Source organism: Streptomyces sp. NPDC050422 (assembly GCF_044458665.1).
Lineage (GTDB): Bacteria > Actinomycetota > Actinomycetes > Streptomycetales > Streptomycetaceae > Streptomyces.
Genome location: NZ_JBITIE010000008.1, coordinates 332,522 through 347,905, shown reverse-complemented (window position 1 = coordinate 347,905; position 15,384 = coordinate 332,522). Strand labels below are relative to the sequence as shown.

The 15,384-nt window shown below is 69.0% G+C and carries 11 protein-coding genes and 1 tRNA gene; 5 read left to right on the top strand and 7 right to left on the bottom strand.

What is annotated here, in order from left to right; all coding sequences use genetic code 11:
• Positions 1 to 187: 187 nt before the first annotated feature.
• Both ACIBJG_RS15095 and ACIBJG_RS15090 read right to left on the bottom strand, forming a co-directional pair.
• Entirely contained in the window at positions 188 to 2,533 is a 2,346-nt protein-coding gene (locus ACIBJG_RS15095; RefSeq protein ID WP_399307925.1) for a caspase domain-containing protein, read from the bottom strand.
• The gene (locus tag ACIBJG_RS15090) at positions 2,530 to 2,811 is read right to left on the bottom strand and encodes a hypothetical protein (protein WP_399307968.1); all 282 of its coding nucleotides are present in this window, start codon (positions 2,809 to 2,811) and stop codon (positions 2,530 to 2,532) included. The genes ACIBJG_RS15095 and ACIBJG_RS15090 overlap by 4 nt, the downstream gene beginning before the upstream one ends.
• Positions 2,812 to 3,674: 863 nt before the next feature.
• On the opposite strand from ACIBJG_RS15090, the gene ACIBJG_RS15085 reads away from it, so the two are divergent.
• Positions 3,675 to 6,767, top strand: coding sequence for a glycoside hydrolase family 18 protein (locus ACIBJG_RS15085; RefSeq protein ID WP_399307924.1), 3,093 nt, complete (start codon positions 3,675 to 3,677; stop codon positions 6,765 to 6,767).
• A gap of 283 nt (positions 6,768 to 7,050) precedes the next feature.
• The gene (locus ACIBJG_RS15080; RefSeq protein ID WP_399307923.1) at positions 7,051 to 8,055 is read left to right on the top strand and encodes a hypothetical protein; all 1,005 of its coding nucleotides are present in this window, start codon (positions 7,051 to 7,053) and stop codon (positions 8,053 to 8,055) included.
• A 101-nt stretch (positions 8,056 to 8,156) separates the two neighbouring features.
• On the opposite strand, the gene ACIBJG_RS15075 is transcribed toward ACIBJG_RS15080, so the two are convergent.
• Positions 8,157 to 8,230: transfer RNA gene (locus ACIBJG_RS15075), tRNA-Met, on the bottom strand.
• 106 nt (positions 8,231 to 8,336) lie between these two features.
• Positions 8,337 to 8,783: an anthrone oxygenase family protein gene (locus tag ACIBJG_RS15070; RefSeq protein ID WP_399307922.1), complete on the bottom strand. Its 447-nt coding sequence runs from the start codon at positions 8,781 to 8,783 to the stop codon at positions 8,337 to 8,339.
• A 91-nt stretch (positions 8,784 to 8,874) separates the two neighbouring features.
• Here ACIBJG_RS15070 and ACIBJG_RS15065 point away from each other — a divergent pair, with 91 nt between their 5' ends.
• Positions 8,875 to 9,453 (top strand): TetR/AcrR family transcriptional regulator, encoded by a 579-nt coding sequence (locus tag ACIBJG_RS15065; RefSeq protein WP_399307921.1) that lies wholly within the window; start codon positions 8,875 to 8,877, stop codon positions 9,451 to 9,453.
• Between the two features lie 212 nt (positions 9,454 to 9,665).
• Here ACIBJG_RS15065 and ACIBJG_RS15060 read toward each other — a convergent pair whose 3' ends face one another.
• Positions 9,666 to 10,706, bottom strand: a complete 1,041-nt coding sequence (locus ACIBJG_RS15060; protein WP_399307920.1) for an NAD(P)-dependent alcohol dehydrogenase — start codon at positions 10,704 to 10,706, stop codon at positions 9,666 to 9,668.
• A 96-nt stretch (positions 10,707 to 10,802) separates the two neighbouring features.
• Here ACIBJG_RS15060 and ACIBJG_RS15055 point away from each other — a divergent pair, with 96 nt between their 5' ends.
• Both ACIBJG_RS15055 and ACIBJG_RS15050 read left to right on the top strand, forming a co-directional pair.
• On the top strand, positions 10,803 to 11,411 hold the full coding sequence (locus tag ACIBJG_RS15055) for a TetR family transcriptional regulator (protein ID WP_399307919.1): 609 nt from the start codon (positions 10,803 to 10,805) through the stop codon (positions 11,409 to 11,411).
• Positions 11,412 to 11,753: 342 nt separating this feature from the next.
• On the top strand, positions 11,754 to 12,344 hold the full coding sequence (locus tag ACIBJG_RS15050) for a hypothetical protein (protein ID WP_399307918.1): 591 nt from the start codon (positions 11,754 to 11,756) through the stop codon (positions 12,342 to 12,344).
• A 215-nt stretch (positions 12,345 to 12,559) separates the two neighbouring features.
• Here ACIBJG_RS15050 and ACIBJG_RS15045 read toward each other — a convergent pair whose 3' ends face one another.
• Positions 12,560 to 14,767, bottom strand: coding sequence for a trypsin-like serine protease (locus ACIBJG_RS15045; protein ID WP_399307917.1), 2,208 nt, complete (start codon positions 14,765 to 14,767; stop codon positions 12,560 to 12,562).
• A gap of 34 nt (positions 14,768 to 14,801) precedes the next feature.
• Complete coding sequence (locus tag ACIBJG_RS15040) at positions 14,802 to 15,308, bottom strand: hypothetical protein (RefSeq protein ID WP_399307916.1); 507 nt, start codon at positions 15,306 to 15,308, stop codon at positions 14,802 to 14,804.
• Between the last annotated feature and the right edge of the window lie 76 nt (positions 15,309 to 15,384).

The window sequence follows — 15,384 nt, the reverse complement described above, 5'->3', positions numbered from 1 at the left end:
CTGCCCGTTTCTGTGGGACGCCGCCGGGCTCCTTGCCGGGTCGCCTCGAACCACGCCCCGGCCACGCGCCCCTCCGCCTCAGCGGGGCAGATCGGCGGGGTGCGGCGTGGTGCGGCGTGGTGCGGCGTGGTGCGGATCCATCACCCGGACCAGCCGGTCGTGGCGTGCGGACCAGGACCGGTCCCGATCACACCGTGGTCCTGCCCTCACGGGGAGACGTGGGCCGGGCTGCCACGGCAAGCACGACCGAGTACAGAATCTCGTCCTCAGCCGATCCGGGTGCCCAGCGGGCCACCTGCCGGGCGCGGTCAGGATCGGCAAGGGCCACTGCTCCGGCGATGCTGGTCACTACCCTCACTCGTGAGTCCTCGTCGGCGAGGGTGCCGGCGATGCGCTCCGCACGGTCGGGGTCCTCAGCGGCCACCGACAGAGCCACCGCAGCCAGCACACCCTCCTTCGCAGACCTGCCGGAAATGACGCCGGCGATACGTTCCGCACGGTCAGAATCCTCAGCCGCCACCGACAGAGCCACCGCAGCCAGCACACCCTCCTTCGCAGACCTGCCGGAAATGACGCCGGCGATACGTTCCGCACGGTCAGGATCCTCAGCCGCCACCACCACGGCCACCGCAGCCAGCACACCCTCCCTGTCCCTGCTGGGCGTCGCGTGAGCGATGTGCACTGCCCGGTCGGGGTCGTCGGCGGCCACTGCCGCAGCCACCGCTCCGATCCCCTCGGAGAGGGTGGTTCCTGCGAAGAACCACGCAGCCCACTTGTTGCGGTTGTGGATCATCTCGTTGGCGATGCGCTCGGCACGTTGGGGATCGTCGGCGGCCACCGCCACGGCCACGGCGCTGAGAGCCGACCACCTGAGGTTCTCGTAGGCAATCGACTTGGCCAGGTCCTCAGCAGCGTCGGGGTCGTCAGCGGCCACCACCTCGGCCACGGCGCTGAGAGCTCTCAGCCTCATGTGCTTGGCGGTGATGGAGTTGGCGATGCGCTCGGCACGGTCGGAGTCTCCAGCAGCCACCGCCACGGCCACCGCGCTGAGCTCCGACCACCCGAGGTTCTCGCAGGCAATCGACTTGGCGATGTCCTCAGCAAAGACGGGGTCGTCAGCGGCCACCACCACGGCCACGGCGCCAAGCGCCCTCAGCCTGCGGTGCCTGTCGGTGATGGAGTTGGCGATACGCTCGGCACGGTGGGGGTCGGAGGCGGCTACTGCCTTCGCCACCACGGCCAGCACGCGTGCTTGGGTGTCCTTGTCCGTGATGGCGTCGGCGATGCGCCCGGCGCGGGCAGGATCGCCGGCCGCCACGGACGCGGCTACGGCCCCGAGCGCTCGCCACCTGTGGTACTTGCTGTTGATGGTCTTGGCGATACGCTCGGCCCGGTCCGGGTCACTGGCGGCCACCGTTTCGGACAGGGCAGTCAGGGCGTAGCCGTTCTCGACCACGCGAGCGGCTCTGTTGGCGATGCGTTCGGCGCGGTCCGGGGCGAGCGTGGCCATCGCGGAGACCACGGCAGTCAATGCCTGCTCGGTAGTCCGACTGACCGTGGTAGCGGCCTGCTCCGCCTCGTCGGTCAAACGCTCCACGTGTGCGGGCTCGAAAGTTCCCGCCGCCGCCGAAGCCACTCGTACCAGCGCCCGAGTTCTCCACAGCCCATCGCCGATGGTGTGCGCAATGCGTTCGGCCTGTAGCAGACGCTCGGTCATGTCTGCGCCGGCAACCCGTTCAGGCTCTGCGGTGTCAGCAGCTACGGGTGCCTCGACCGGCGCGTGTTCGTACTGGACGTTACGTACCAACCCGAGCAGATCCGCGTTGTTCACCCCGCAGCGTTGCGGCAACGGTAAGCCCTCGGCGCGCAGTCTGGAGTGCAGGTGCCGGTAGATGTCTCCAAGGTTGATCATCGTTCCCGCTGTCGGACTGCCGGCGCTCAGCATGGTCAGCAGCCGCTCGGTGAACGCGGTATGCACCTCTCCGGGCAGGACCAACGCGGTTCGGTTCGCCGGGGACGAGGTCAGCGTGTAAGCGCCGGAGACCTCCAGCTCGCCGATCACCGTCTCGTCGAATCCGGCCAGCGTCTCTCCGATCGCCCGCCCGCTGAAACAGCTGTCGAGGATCACCACCCGGCTGGTGGCTCTGCTGTCCAGGCACGCATCGCGCACCGCCTCGAACGGCAGCGCGGTGAAGGCCAACTGGTCGGGCTGGGTCGCTGCCAGGCTCAGGTACAACTCGCGGCGCCGCGGGCCGAGCAGCCCGTGCCCGCTGTAGTAGAACAGCAGCAGGTCCTCAGCCTCGTCAGCCGCACGTACCAGCACATCGCCGACCTGTGCCACACCGGCTGCCGAAGGAACCGGGACGCAGTGGAAGGGACTGAAACCGCCGAGCCTCTCGCTGGTGAGTACCTGAGCCAGATCGCTGATGTTGTGGGCGACTTCCGGCACGTCCGTCAGCTTCGGGTCTTCGTAGTAGGCAGGCCCGACCAGCACGATCCGCGAACGGGCGGGATCGACCGCGCGCTCACTCATTCATCCTGTCCAAGTGCCTCTCGCAGCATCGCCTCGACGTCGCTCACGCGCTTGGCATCGATTTCCACCGTGCGTCCGTCCGGTCTGCCGCTGACCTTGATCCGTACATCGGAGCGGCGGGGCAGAGCCAGGAACGCTTTGAGCGACGCGGCCAGCACGCTCAATACCCCACCGCTTCCCACAGCAACCACCAGTGCGTCGGTCACCGCCCCGAGTTCTCCTGGGCCGGGCACGGCGTTCCCACTGACCAGACCCCTGAATTCGGGCTCTTGAGCCAACCAGTCGGACAACTCCGCAAGACCCTCGACCGAGTCGCCGCACTCAACCAGCAACTGCACGGCAACTGCCCTGTCCTCGCCCACATGTGACATACGATCAGTATGCCGCCCCTGTCCGTCCCGTTCTCGGGCTTCGTTCGAAGAGCAGGGACCAGATGCCGGCTGGGCAGTACGGGGCGTAGTTCCCCAAGAAGCTCAGGCGCAACCGCGCCCGCCAGGAATTGCGGGACACCCCTCAGTACTTCAGGCGGGTCGAAAATCGGCCGCCTGCAGGTCGGCCGGAATCGGTTCAGGTCAGCAGCACTTATGGGCCCCGCTTCCTGCACGAGAGCGGACCGTCGAGCAATTGCCGTTCCCGGCTTGAGCGGATGGAACGAATCGCGGCGGCGCAGGCGTGGATGGCGCCGGCCGAGATGCCGAAGCCTTCGGATATCCGGGCCGGGGTGGCGCGCTTGCGCAGGTACACCAGAGCGACGAGCGCGCGTGGGTGCGGCGGGCGCCCGCAGCGGTGATCACTCTCGCGGGTGATCATGAGCGTGATATCCCCATCGCCCAGTGCGCGAGGCAGGTCGAGTGCGGCAGGATATGGGGTCAACGAGTGTTTTGTGCGGCCGAGTTGAGACTTTGAACATCTCCCTCGCCGGCGCGGTCACCTCGTGCGTCACCTTCTTCCCCGGTCACTCCATCGACGGCCATTCCCAAAACGCTCAGTAGGTCATCGGCCTCGGACCACTCGGCTCGGCGTGCCGGCCGACAAACCTTTCACAGCCGGCGGCGGTGCCGAATCCCGACTGGGACGGCGAGGGAACAACCGGTTGCCGGACATGACCGGACGAACACCACACCAGGGAGCCTGAGTCACAGTGAGCCTTTCTTCTGACTACCCTGACGTACCCGAGTGGAAGCCGAAGCCCGAGGGATATCAGGCAGGGGCCGTAGCCACATACAAGGGCAATGTTTTCCGTGCCGCGTTCTGGGCCTCGGAGCCGGGGGCTGGGGGGCCCGACGAGAACGGCTGGCGCCACTTCGACGAGTTGTACGACCAGACCCCGCACAAGAAGACCGAGCAGGCGAAAGTCATTGCCTACATCCCCACCTGGCGGAAGGGTGAAGGCTTCGACTACGGCAAGGGCGCGATGTACAGGTACATTACGCACGGCATCATCGCATTCCTGACGTTCAGCGAAGAGAAAGCCGGGGAATTCGACTCCGCTTCGGTCCGGGATATCGGCGCCGTTCTCCCCGACATCCACATGGCTGCGAACCCGTACGGGACCAAGATCATGGTCGCCCTCGGCGGTGCGAACGACTTCGCCTTCCTGGACCTGATGACGGCGGTCGGGAACGACCCGGCGTCGGCGGTGCTCGACCGGACCGTGCGCAACATCGTGGACTACGTCACCCAGAACGACCTGGACGGCGTCGACCTCGACCTCGAGTGCTGGTGGGGCCGGCCCGGCCAGGTCGACCAGGGCGGCCGGATGAAGAGTGACGGGCCGCATCCTGCCGGGCGCGGCATGGCCCTGCTCGCCAAGAGGCTGAAGGAGGCCATGCCCGACAAGATCGTCTCGGCGGCCGTCTTCGGCACCTCGTGGTACGGGAACAACTACGACCCGGACATGGCCGAACACCTCGACTGGATCGGCGTGATGACCTACGACCTCACGGGGTCCTGGGACAGGTCCCCGGTCGGCCCGCATTCCACGCTGCACAAGATCCGCGGGAGGAATACGGCGGAGATCCGTGAGGCGGACGTCTATCTGGAGTCCTACCTCGACGAACAGCAGGGCGGCTGGCCCGGATCTGCGGCGGGTGCCGATCCGAACGCTCCGGGCGGCGACGCCCTGGAGAACAATCCGATCCTGTCGGTGGAGGACTGCCTCTGGTACTGGACGAATCCGCTCTTCCTGAACTGGCAGGGATCGGGGCACGGCGTGGACCGTGGCAAGATCGCGGCCGGAGTGCCCGTATACGGCTACGACTTCGCCGCGGCCAAGGAGCCGGACGACCTCACCGGTGAAGTGCCCCCGGGCTACAAGGTGCTGCGGTACAAGGAAATCCTGGACGCTTTCCCGGATGCCGTGAGCGCCAAGAACGCGAACATCAAGGTGGCAGGAAGTACGCCCCGCCCCAAGCTCTCCGAACCCCTGCCTCCGGGAGAGTACCCGTACGCCCACAACGTCTATTTCGAAACCCCGGAAACCGCCGTCACCAAAATGAATTTCCTCAAGGACGTGGGCGCGCAGGGCGTCATCATCTGGGAACTCTCCAATGACGTCTGGGACGGCGAGAACGGTGTCGTCGAGGCCCTGTACCGGGCCTCCGGCAACCCGATCACCGAGCCCTCGCCCGTCACCGACCCGCCGGTCCCGGTGGCGCACTCCTGCCTGTGGGACTCCATCGGCTTCCTGGGCCACGGGTCCGGCCCTCTGCAGTTCCAGGACGACGGCACCCAGGGCAACGGCATGCGGCAGTTCTCGGCGCGGCTGTGGAACATTCCCGACGGCGCGGACTGGAAGGGCGTCGCCCAGAACTGCCCTGCCGTGGTCAAGCGGCAGTACTTCAACCGGCCGACCCGCATCGTGGACAAGGGCGCCCTCGGGCTCTGGGGCGAGTTCGACGTCCGCGACAACGACGACGTGCCGGACTGGTTCTGGGGGCACGTGGAGGAGAAGGGCGGGGCACCCGCCGGGCACAGGCGGTACGCCTCGCGCCTTTGGGGGCTCTCCCTCAGCGACGACTGGAAAGAGGCCGCAAGTCGGACCCCAGCGCTCATCGCAGGCCAGTACTTCGACGAGCCGACGAAGATCGAGGACAAGGGAGTCGGCGGGCTCTGGGGCATTTTCGACGTCAGCAACGAGTTGAGTCCCATCCCTGCGTTCACGGCGCAGGTCAAGGGTGACAACGACTGCATGTACTGCGAGGTCGGCTCCCTGCCGGCCCTGGACGGTCTCGGCAACGTGGATCGGTTCAATCTGACGAACACGATGACCATCGGGGAGAACGCGCCCTTCCTCTACTCGGTGGTCACGAAGGACGACGACTCGGTTGACCTCCCCGAGGGCTTCGCCATGACCGTCACGGACCCCGCCGGGACCGTCCATGCCGAGAACATCAACCAGGACGACAAACTCGTCAAGATGTCCGGCGACTCGATCCAGTGCCTGATCGTCAAGAACCCGCAGGCCGGTGACTGGACCATGTCGATGAGCGTGACCAGGGACGCGAAGTTCCGCTGCGCATGCAACACAGTGCCGAGTGCGGACGTCTTCGACACCATGGTGAAGACCCACCGGACGCTCCATGAATGGGGAGGCCTCGAAACCCGGGACATCAGCTGGGCCGGCATCGCGGCGTTCATGGGTGTCGCGGCTGTCGTGCTGCTCACCCCTGAAGTCGCCATTTCCTACTGGCTGGTCATCGCCGCTGTCGGAGCAGGACACTCCGTCATCGCACTGTCGGGAACCAGCAGGGCCGGAGTCGCGGAGAACTTCTCCGACGCCGCGGGCATCCTCAGCAAGGTCGCGAAGGACCTCGTCGACGAAGGCCCCTCCGCGCTGACGAAGTACTTCTATCTGATCGGCAAGAACATTTCCGGGGGAGAGGCCCGGGTGGCTCTCAAGTACCCGGGCAACATCATCCGATGGCTCGGAACGCACAAGGACGTGTACAAGGAGACCGGGCAGATGACGGATCCGGAGATGCAGAACTCCATCCGCCACGTGTACTGGCAGTGCCTGCTCAAGAAGAGGCTCGGGGAAACCTTCGCCAAGCAGATGGCCGAAGCACACGAGAAGGACCTGCCCGGGTCCGACGCGGACAACAAGGCGGACGAGGCCAACAACGTCATCGGCCTCCGCCTCGCGGACGAAGTGGCGTCCGACAAGGACTGCCTGAGGCGCGTCCACGAGATGTGGGAGGCGGGCGAGCTCGCCACCCGGGCCGACTACGAGTAGGCGCCACCCGACTCGGCCGGCCGGCGCCGGTGGTCACGCGTCGGGAAGAGTGAGCCGGCGAGCCGGCAGTTACGCAAACCCGCCGACCGGTCCGGTCCGGCCCGAACCGGCCCGGTGCGGTGCGGGCCGGCCCGGTGCGACCCGGTCCGCTACCTGTCGCGTTGAGCAGCGCGGTGGGGTTTCGTTGCCGTTCCGGACGCTGTGCGACGACGACCGGAACGGCAGGGGTCGCACTTATCCACAGGCCCGTCCACTTCCGTACGTCTTGCGGAATCGTGGGCCCATGAACACGGCAGGCATCACCTCACCGCCTCCCCACGAGCCACCTCACCCCCGACCGGACAAGGGCGCAGAGTCGTTGGCAGCCCTCGCACCAGGAGGCGTCCTCTTCGCGGCCCGGGCCATCGAAGCCGGCTGGACACGGCGCCGGCTGGCGCACCATCTACGTCAAGGGAACTGGCAGCCCATCACCCGGGGCGCCTGGGCCGCCCCCGGCCGCCGGGTCGACTGGTTCACCCGCGCCTGGGCCGTACAGACACTCCAGCCGAACCTCGTCTGCAGCCACCGCACGGCAGCGGCCCTCCACCGCGTCGAGCTCCTGCACGGACCGGCAGAAAGGGCCGACGCCGAGGCCGAGTTCACCGACCCGCGCCCCGGCACGTACCGCGGCCGCACCGGCACCCGCGTCCGGCAGATTCCGCTCTCCCCGGCAGACCGCACCGTGCGTCGGGGCCTCCACGTCACGTCGGCGGACCGCACGATCGGCGACCTGATGCGGCATCTCCCCCGCGTCGAGGCCGTTGTAGCAGCGGACTCCGCTCTGTCCGCCCGCCGGGTGCACGGAGTGCGCCGCCCGCCGCTCGTCGCCCTCGGGGCGCTCAGCGCCGAACTCGCGCACCCCCGTCACGGCGCCCCTCGCGCCCGCGCCCTCCTCCCGCTCCTCGACCCCGACTCCGCCTCCCCCGCCGAAACGGTCGCCCGTCTCCTCCTCAACGACGCCGGGCTCCACCCCGAGACGCAGGCGGCTCTCCGCACCCCGACGGGCCGCAACCTCCGCCCCGACTTCCTCTTCCGGGCGGAGGGCCTTGTCGTCGAGGTCGAGGGCTACGCCTTCCACGGCACCCGCGACGCCCACGCCGAGGACCTCCGCCGCTTCAACGACCTTCAGGGCTGCCCGGAGATCCGCCGCATCCTGCGCTTTACGGCAACGGACATCTACCGCAGCCCGAGCCGGGTCCTCACGGAGATCGTCGCGTCACTCCGAGCGCTCCGGGCGACCCTGAGTTGAGAGTGATATGGGCGCGACGAGGGTGCCTGGGGCGGCCTCCGCGGGCCGTTCGGCGCCCAATTCACTCTCAACTCCACCGAGCGCGGCGCCGAATGGCGGGATGGGGCCGACCGGATTCGAACCGGCGTCTTCCCACATGAGGTGAAGGCGCGACGACCACTGCGCTACGGGCCCCATCCCGCCTGCGATCCTACGGGGCGCTCACACGTCGGAGAAGACGCTGACGAGGACGGGTCCGTACGGCGGGGCCCGTACGCCGCCTGAGCCCGCCGGCCGTGGGCTCAGGTGAGGGCGGTGACCAGCAGGGTGAGGGCGGCGATGAGGACGGCGACGCGGGCGTAGTGGAAGCGGTCCCAGCGTTCCGACTGCTCCCGCCAGTCCTCGGGCCGGTTCTCGGGGGTCCAGGTCTTGCTCTGGTTGTTGATCGGCACGAGCAGCAGGAGCGACATGACCACGCTGAGCATCAGCAGCCCGCTTGCGATGACGACAAGGCCGGCGCCGTCGTGGTGCCATCCGGTGATGGCCCAGACCGCGCTCAGGACGAGCGAGCCGATGTACCAGAACGGCATCACGGCACCGAGCATCCGCCCCCCGTGCGCGCGGCCGAGTTGGTAGCTGTCGTCGGAGAGGGCTCCGAGGATCGGGTTGATGACGAAGGCGACGGAGAACTCCACCCCCACCATCAGGCCGACGACCACAGTGGTGAACACCTCAAGGGCGTTGAACATGATGACCCCTCCCAGGATCTAGCGTTGCTAGATGATGGGGTAACGCTAGCCCTACTGCCGCTTGATTGTCTAGCGCTGCTAGAATCGAGTCATGTCGGTACAGGAACGCAAGCAGCGCGAACGGGCAAGCCGCGAACGCCTCATCGTGGCGACGGCCCGCGAACTCGCCGAGCAGCAGGGCTGGGACGCGGTCACCACCCGCAAGCTCGCCGAGCGCATCGAATACAGCCAACCCGTCCTCTACAGCCACTTCCGGGGCAAGCGCGAGATCATCGGCGCCGTCGCCCTCGATGGCGCCGCCGAGATGGCCGCGGCGCTGCGGGCCGCGACCGCCGCCGCGGACGGCCCCCGCGCCAGGGTCACCGCCCTCGCCCGCTCGTACCTCGACTTCGCCGCACGCAACCCGGCGGTCTACGACGCGATGTTCCAGCTCGACGGCGGCCTCACGTTCGCGGACGAGGACACCCCGGAGCCGCTGAAGGACGCCTTCGCCGCCCTGCTGGAAACCCTCGGCGAGGTGGCCGGGGAAGGCGTCCACCCGGGGCTGTTCACCGAGACGTTCTGGGCAGCCCTGCACGGACAGGCCACCCTGACCCGCGCGGGACGGATGCCACCGGAGTACACCGAGCAGAGGGTGGATCTGCTGGCGGACCGGCTCGCGATGATCTGACACACCGCCCCGACGGGCATGCGACGGGGGCCGTCGACCCGCCGGCTGCCTGCTCCATCACTTCCGGGCGGATGCGCGCACCACCGGCCGGCCCGCACGGCAGGGGCCGGCCGCGGATGCGCGCACCACCGGCCGGCCCGCACGGCAGGGGCCGGCCGCGGATGCGCGCACCACCGGCCGGCCCGCACGACAGGGGCCGGCCCACCGGCCCCTCAGTCCAGGTCGGACATGTCGAGCACGAAGCGGTAGCGGACGTCGTTTCGCCGGAGGCGGTCGAGTGCCGTCTCCACCTGTGCCGACGGGAGCACTTCGACGTCGGCTGCGATGCCGTTGTCGGCGCAGAACCGGAGCATCTCGGCTGTCGCCGGGCGGCCTCCGCTGCCCGCGGAACTGAGCTTCTTGCGGCCGGCGAGCAGGTCCATGACCTCGACGGTGACGGAGCCCAGGTACCCGACGACGCTGAGGGTTCCGTCCATCGCCACCAGCTTCAGATACGGGGCGAGGTCGTGAGGGGCGGAGATGGTGTCGATGACGACGTCGAAGCCTTCGCGTGCCGTGGCCATCTGCTGGGTGTCGGTGGAGTCGATGAGGTCGAGGGCGCCGAGCTTGCGGGCGTCGTCGCGCTTGTCCTGGGAGCGGCTGATGACGGTCGTGGTGGCTCCGAGCGCCACGGCCATTTTGACCGCCAGGTGACCCAGGCCGCCGAGGCCGGCCACGGCGACGCGACTGCCGGGGCCCACGCCGAGGTGGCGCAGGGGTTCCCAGACGGTGACGCCGGCGCACATCAACGGGGCGGCCGCGGCCGGGTCGAGGCCGGAGGGGAGCGCGTAGGCGAAGGCGTCGCGCACGACGTACTCGCGGGAGTAGCCGCCCAGGGTGGTCGCCCCGTCCTGCCGGTCCGTACCGCCGTACGTCAGGGTCGGGAAGGAGTGACAGAAGTTCTCCTGTCCGGCTTGGCACATGGCGCACACGCCGCAGGAGTCGACGATGTTGCCCACCGCGACGGGGTCGCCGACCGCGAAGGCGGTCACCTCGGGGCCGGTCGCGGTCACCACGCCGGTGAATTCGTGACCGGGAACCAGGGGCGCTTTCGCGGGCTGGTCGTAGGCGTGCAGGGCGTGCAGGTCGGTGTGGCACACGCCGCAGTAGTCGACCCGCACCGCGATGTCGTCCGGGCGCAGGTCACGGCGCTCCAGCGACGTGCGCCGCAGCGCCGTCGTTCCGGCCGCCTGCCATCCGGTGGTCGTTCGCATACTGACTCCTTAAACAGACTGTTCGGTCTGCCTCGCAGCTTAGGCGCGATCGCCACCCCAAGGCAAACCAACTGTTCTGTTTGGTAGGATGCGGGCATGCCGGAACAGCCCCAGACCTCGCGAGGCGCCGCGACCTACCAGCGCATCCTGGACGCAGCGACCGAAGAGTTCGCCCAGCACGGCATCGCCGGGGCGCGCATCGAACGCATCGTGACGGCAGCGCGCACCAACAAGGCGCAGCTCTACGCCTACTTCGGCGACAAGGAGCGACTCTTCGACGCGATCTTCCTCAGCTCGCTGGAGCGCATCACCAACGTCGTGCCCATCGACGCCGACGCCCTCGCCGAGTGGGCCGTTCGTCTCTACGACGAATACCTGCGCCGCCCCGACCTCATCCGGCTGGCGACCTGGACCCGACTGGAGCGCCGGCCTGCCGGGCACCTCGTCGAGACCCACCAGCACTACGACGACCACAAGCTCACGGCCATCGCCGAGGCCCAGGCCGCCGGGCGGGTCCGCGCAGGTGACCCGTTCGACATCATGGCCTTGGTCATCGCCATGTCCATGGCCTGGTCACCGGTCAGCAACGTTTACGCGGCGAGCAGCCAGGAACCGGATGACGTACATGACGGGCGCCGCGCCCTGCTCCGCGACTGCGTCCACAGCGCCACCGCGCCCGACAGAGGCTCCGCGCCCCCGTCATGACTCATGACTGCCACCAACTCCCTTGGTGACACTCACGCATGCTGCCTGCCGCCGGCCAGGACCGGAGGCCAGGTCCCGCGCTGGAACGTCGACTGCGACCGCGCACGCAGTGCGTGGTGCCGGATCAGACGTCCTGGTCATCCAGGTGGCACGAGGTGTCGGCGAGCAGCGGGCGAAGGGTATTCACCTTCCGGACGGCCCTCCTTCATTGTGTCCGTGAATGGTCACAGGAGCGTCGTGGATCAAGGACATCCCGTTCTCGGTGTGCGACATGGTGCATGGTGCATGAACAGGCAGTTCACAGACGTCAGCTGTTCCAACTCTTCGAAGGACCTCCCCCCCATGGCCTCCCTGCGCACTCGTTCCGCTCTGCTCGCCGCCGCCCTCCTCGCTGGAACCGCTTTGCTGACGGCCTGCCAGGGCGACACGGACGACGGCGCCTCCTCGGCCGCCACGGCATCGGCCACCGCCTCTTCGAAGGAGTCGGCTGCCGGGGCAAAGGACACATCGGGTGCGGACAGCGACGCCGATGCGTCGAACCCCTCCGACGCGTCGGAGTCCTCCGGCACAGAGGCGCCGGCCGCTGGGAGCGACTCCGGCGATACCGGGAAGGCCGGCTCGGAATCCACCCCCGAGGCCGCGGGCGACGGGACCGCCCAGAGCAAGGGCGCGAGCGGCACGTGGTTCGGGAACGTGTCGTACCTGGCGCCCGGCAAGTACACGGTCTCCGGCCCGAAGGGTGAGGAGCAGGCGTTCTTCACGTCCGAGGGCACGGAGATCTGGGGCGCGGGTGACATCTGCGGCGACGAGAACGACCAGTCCGCCACCAAGTGCAGCGAGGAGGAGCTGGAAGCCGCTGCGCGGAAGGGCGTCTCCGCCGAGGTGAAGATCACCAAGGGCATCGCCACCCGCATCACCGACGACCACAGCTAGGGCCAGGCACCGGCCCTGCGGGGCTCCTGCCACCGTCGGCGCCTGCCCTGCGGCGCACCCCAGGCCCGGGCCCGCACTCGCCTGCGCACCTGCCGGTTCACAGCGCTCGGCCCCGCCGGGCCGAAGCCCGGCGGGGCCGAGAAGAGCCTGCCCCCCGAACGACCAGCAGCGTCGTGTCGCGGTCTTCGGGGGCTCAGGTGGTACGGCGACAGTCGTTACCGTGCCGAGTACCCGAAGTAGCCGCCGTTGGCCGGAAGTCCGCCCTGGCCCGGCTGGTACGTGGTCGCGGGCCTGCTCGTACCGCCCGATACGGCGTTCGGGAACGGCAGGACGTGCAGGGCTCCGGTGGCGGCGGGACCGTAGGGCATACCGGCGTAGAGGTTCCGCGGGGTGAAGTGGATGCTCGTGCCCAGCTTGTCGCCCTCGCCCGGGGACCCGGGGATGCCGTCGCCGTCGCCGGCCTCGATCCACAGGTCGTTGGCGCCTGCCGAACCCATCAGCGAGAAGGTGTGGATGGCGCCGGCGTCGGTCACACCCGCGAGATCCTCACCGGGGGCGCCCACGGCGATCTTCAGGGTGTCGGCTGAACCGACCTGCCGGGGCGCGGTGTTGACTGCGCTGAGGGACGAGCCCACGTAGTCACCGGCCTCGATCGTGCCGGAGCGGTCGTCGGTCCCGGAGCCCTGGTTGAGCGCGTGCGTGTAGTCCCAGGTTCCGTCGGCCCCGATGTGTACGAGCATGACGTTGCCCGCGCCGGCCTGCTGCGCGCCGCCGGTCTCGGCGGCCATGGACTCGCCGGGCGAGCCGATCGCGAGGATCGAGTCGGTGGCCGTGGCCGCACCGGACGGGCGGTAGGCGACCAGCGCGAGGGCCTGACCGAACTTGTCACCGGCCTCGGCGCCGCCGCCGATCTTCTCGTTGTCCTGGTCCAGGCCCGCGATCACGGTGGGCCGCCCGTCTGCATCCAGCTTGTGGCTGAGCACGGCCAGGTTGCCGGCGTTCGCGTCGCCGCCGATGGCGTCACCGGGAGCGCCGATGGCGATGAAGTGGGAGTCGCCCGTGACGGACGTGCCGAAGACGTCGCCGGCCTCGGCCGCACCGGGGACGTTCGAGCTGTCCTGGCTGATGCTGATGTTGGTGTCGCCGTGCACGTAGAAGGCGATGCCCGCCTCGGCGAGCGAGCCGAGCGACTCACCCGGCGTGCCGATCAGGATCCACGGCCCGCCTTCGGCGCTGGTGCCGGCGGCGAGGGAGGCGCCCATCCGGTCGCCGGTCTCGGGCGCGGAGCCGCCGATGGTGCCGTTGCCGTAGCCCTGTTCGAAGTGGCGGGTGGCCGGGCCGCTGCCGAGGCCGTCCTTGCCCCCGAACAGGATGTCGACGAAACCGGCGTCGACCGCGGTGCCGACGTTCTCCTCGGACGCGGAGACGACGAGGTCGGTGTAGCCGTCCTCGTTGTAGTCGACGGTCGCGAGGTGGTTGCCGAAGTGGTCCCCGGCCTCGGCGCCGCCGGGTACCCAGTCGAGGTCCTGGGTGATCTCGGCGATGCCCTTGCCGCCGCCGTGGATGACACGGACGAGGCCCGCGGTGGTGTGGCCGCCGACCGTGGCCATCGGGTCGCCGATGGCGATGTCCTCGATGGCGTCGCCGTTGAAGTCGACGATGCCGGTGGCGCCGGCCTTCTCGTCGATCCAGGAGGCGAGGTCGTCGACGCGCGCGATGACGCCCGCGGTGGAGGTCTGGGTCTCGTCGATGCCGAGGCAGCCGCCCTGGAAGGACTGGCTGTTGAGCCCGACGAGCTTGCCGCCGGAGATGACCGGGCCGCCGGCGTCGCCCATGCAGGCGGCCGAGCCGTTCTTGCCGGTGACGCCCGCGGAGGTGGCCGCGGTGGAGTCGACGCCGTAGGTGCCGGTGTGCAGCTGGAGCGGTGCCCATACGGTCTTCGTGCGGCCGTATCCGGCGAAGGTCAGCTCCGTACCGGCCGCGGGCGCGGTGGTGGCGAGCTGGGCCGGGGTCACGTTGGTGACGGGCCGGCTCAGGCGGGCCAGGACCACATCGCGGTCCGTGCGCGGCACGATCTCGACGACGCGGCGCTCGGCGCCCTGGGTGCCGGAGAGGTCGGAGCGGCCGATCACGGCGGTGGTCGTCCGGGTGGGGGCGCCGGCCGGGACGGCGAGCGGAGCGGCCGGGTCCTCGGCGAAGCAACTGGCCGCGGTGAGCAGCCATTCGGCGTCGACGAGGACGGCGGAGCAGCCGCGGTCGTGGGCACCGATGGTGATCTGTGCGGTGTAGGCGTAGGTGGCGTCCGAGTCGGCGACCGGTGTGCCGCCGGTGATGGCGACCGCGGGTGTCGCACTCAGCGCAAGCGACCCGGCGGCCAGTACGGCGCCGAGCGCGGCCAGACGAGAACGTCTCAGGGAAGACATACGAGTGGTTTCCTCAATCACGGGGCGAAGCAGACTAGTTGGTGACGCGGATCTCGACGAGGACGTGCTCGCGGCCGTCAACGGACTCGCCGACGCCCTTCCACGTGTCCGCGGGGATGTCGTATTCGACCTGGTCGCCCTCGGCGGTCATCTCCAGGTGGGTGTTGACGGAGTCGTCCGTCTTCACTCCGTGCACCGCGGGCAGTTCGAGGGTCAGGAAGCCCTCGTCGGCGGTGACCTCGAAGCAGACGTCCGCATGGTCGCGCGCGAGGAACTGCAGGAGATTGCCCCCGCCGGCGCAGTCGGCGAGCACGATGTGGCCGTCGCCTCGCTTGAGGACGATGTTCTGCTCGGCCAGGATCTTGTCGGCGTTCGGGTAGTCGTAGTCCTCGACGGCGTAGCCGGGCGCGGCCTCGGCGACGGTCTCGGTGGAGGACCGGGAGGCGGCCCCCGCGCCGCCCTGGGCGAGCACGGCCCATGCCAGAGCGCCGGCGGCGGTCGCGGCGCCCAGAATGCGCACGAATGCGCTGCGTGTCTTCATTGCAGTCCTTGAAGCTAGAAGGGAGACAGTCTCTTTTGGATTCAAGCCCCGTGCCGAAACGGGCACTTGGCGAGCA